Genomic DNA, 1,776 nt, shown 5'->3' on the forward strand with positions numbered 1-1,776 from the left:
GCGCCGCCCGCCCCCCCCCCCCCCCGCGCCGCGGGGGGGGGCGGCCCGCCGCGCCCCCCCCCCCCCCCCCCCCCGCGCCCCCCCCCCCCCCCCCCGCCGGGCGCGCCTTCACCTCACCCGCCCGCCGGTTCCCGGACCGCGCTGATGCCCGGTGCGCGACCACCGGCCGCGCACCGGGCATCAGCTCCCGTCGTGGCCGTTCAGTTCCGCTTCGACGATGTCGAACAGTTCCTCCGTGCCGGCCAGGTCGAGATCCGCGACGCCGGAATCGCCCCAGGCCGCCACGAGGGCCCGCAGCCGCGCGCCGACGCGGGCGCGTTCGGCCTCGTCCAGGGTGTCCCGCGCGGCTTCCAGCTCCGCCAGGTACTCCTCGACCGGGACGCGGTCCGCCGTGACCAGCCCGTCCCGGATCAGCCCGGCGACGGCGGCGGGCGAGGGGTGGTCGAAGATCAAGGTCACCGGGAACCGCATGCCGGTGACGCCGCCGAGCCGGTTTCGCAGCTCGATGGCGGTCAACGAGTCGAAACCCAGTTCCAGGAAGCCTTTTCGCGGATCGACGGCGGCGGCGTCGTCATGGCCGAGAACGGCGGCCGCGGTGCGGCGGACCAGCTCCAGCAGCGCTTCGTCCAGGTCCGCGCCGGACAGCCGGGACAGCCGCGACCACTCGCTATCGTCCGGCGCGGACGCGGCGACCCTCCGCCCATGGCCCGGCAGCAGTGCCCGGAGCATGGCAGGGGTTTCGTCGCGGACCGCGGAGAGATCGAGGCGCACCGGCACCAGCGCGGGCTCGTCCGCGCACAAGGCGAGATCCAGCAGGGCCAGTCCGTCCGCAATGGACAGTCCGAGCACGCCGGACCTGGCCATCCGGACGAGGTCGGTCTCCGGCAGGGCCCCGGACATCCCGCCGTCCGACCACAGGCCCCAGGCCAGCGCGACCGCGGGCAGGCCGAGTGCCCGGCGGTGGCAGGCCAGCGCGTCGAGGAACACATTGGCGGCGGCGTAGTTGGCCTGCCCGGCGGCGCCGAGCGTGCCGCCCGCGGAGGAGAACAGCACGAACGCGGTGAGAGCACGATCGGCGGTCAGCTCGTGCAGGTGCCAGGCCGCGTCGACCTTGGGCTTGAGGACGTCCGCCATCCGTCGCGGCGTCAGAGCCGTCAGGACGCCGTCGTCGACGACCCCCGCGGTGTGCACGACCGCGCACAACGACGGCAGTCCGGCGAGCAGGTTCCCGAGCGCGGCCCGGTCGGTGATGTCACAGGCCGCGATGGTGACGTCGGCACCGAGGCCGGTCAGTTCCGCGTGCAGCCCGGTGGCGCCGGGCGCGGCCATGCCCCGCCTGCTGACCAGCACCAGCCGCCGGACGCCGTGCGTGGTGACGAGATGGCGGGCGACGTGGGCGCCCAGCACCCCCGTGCCCCCGGTCACCAGGACGGTGCCGGGCAGGTCGACGGGGCGCGCGGGACGGACCTCGGCGCGGGCGAGGCGCGGGACCCGCAGCTCCCCGCCGCGGACGGCGCAAGCGGGTTCGCCCGCCTCGATCGCCGCCCATAGCCCGGAGACCGGGAGCGCGCTGTCGTCGATGTCCACGGTAACGAAGGTGCCGGGGTATTCCAGCTGTGCCGTACGCAGCACGCCCCACACCGGCGACCGGGCGAGGTCCGCGACTCCTTCGTGCGGGGGCGGGGCGGCGGCCCCGCCCGGCCCCCAGGGAGGACCCGGACACCCCCCCCCCCCGCGGCCCCCCCCCCCCCCCCCCCCCGCCCCCCCCCCCGCGCG

Annotated in this window: 1 protein-coding gene; it reads right to left on the reverse strand. The window is 76.9% G+C overall.

Annotation, left to right across the window (positions count from 1 at the left end):
- Positions 1 to 180 precede the first annotated feature (180 nt).
- On the reverse strand, positions 181 to 1,776 hold a 1,596-nt coding region (locus ACFWX1_RS43935), incomplete at its 5' end, for a beta-ketoacyl reductase (RefSeq protein ID WP_378395848.1).

This window comes from Amycolatopsis sp. NPDC059021 (assembly GCF_042739895.1).
In the GTDB taxonomy this organism is placed as follows: domain Bacteria; phylum Actinomycetota; class Actinomycetes; order Mycobacteriales; family Pseudonocardiaceae; genus Amycolatopsis.